1 protein-coding gene is annotated in these 677 nt (G+C 55.1%); it reads left to right on the top strand.

Features of this window, described 5'->3' with window-relative positions:
* Nucleotides 1-573, top strand: a 573-nt coding sequence (locus ACFHWU_RS29275) for a hypothetical protein (protein WP_416592322.1), incomplete at its 5' end; no start/stop codon positions are given.
* Between the last annotated feature and the right edge of the window lie 104 nt (nt 574-677).

Genomic DNA, 677 nt, shown 5'->3' with positions numbered 1-677 from the left:
GGCAGTGCACCACTTGGCCGTGAGTTAAATTCGGAAGTTGTGGCGGATGATTCTCTGCTTCCTTTATACCGAGCAAAGAACGGGTTCTTCGCCTTTGAGTCCGCTCTGCTGATAAGGCCGTGGGGAGGTGGGCCGGGAAGCGTCGAGTGGTGGAACGACGAACTCGGCTGGAGATCGGCTTATGCCGCTCTATCTAGGCATGCAATCTGCTTCGCGAAAGACGCATTTGGGTTCCAATTTACATTGGATGGCTCGGGGTTTTTCTCTTTTGATCCGGAGACGGCGGAGTTGGAATATCTCGGAAAGAATGTAGAGGATTGGGCGGCGGCCATCCTCGACAATGCTGACACACTTACAGGATTTCCCCTTGCCCATCAGTGGCAAATCGTAAACGGGGAGCTTCCTCCGGGGTGCCGACTTGCCTCGGCCGTCCCGTTTGTGCTCGGTGGCGAATACAGCGTTGAAGCGCTGAGAGCGAAACCGGATATTGAACTGGCAAGCTTTAGGGCGCACGTCTACACGCAGATAAAGGACCTTCCTGACGGGGCTAGTGTGAATATTCGCTTCGAGTGAGCGCCCGGGCGCTAAGGGGGCATCGACTTTGTACGGTGAGCTGCGGCTGTTTGCAGACTATCACCAGATTCACTTGTTCGACGAAGGGTCGGTAACTGACCTAG

The sequence above is a fragment of the Micromonospora sp. LOL_015 genome, assembly GCF_048060275.1.
Taxonomy (GTDB): domain Bacteria; phylum Actinomycetota; class Actinomycetes; order Mycobacteriales; family Micromonosporaceae; genus Micromonospora_E.
This window is presented reverse-complemented; position numbering and strand designations above follow the sequence as displayed.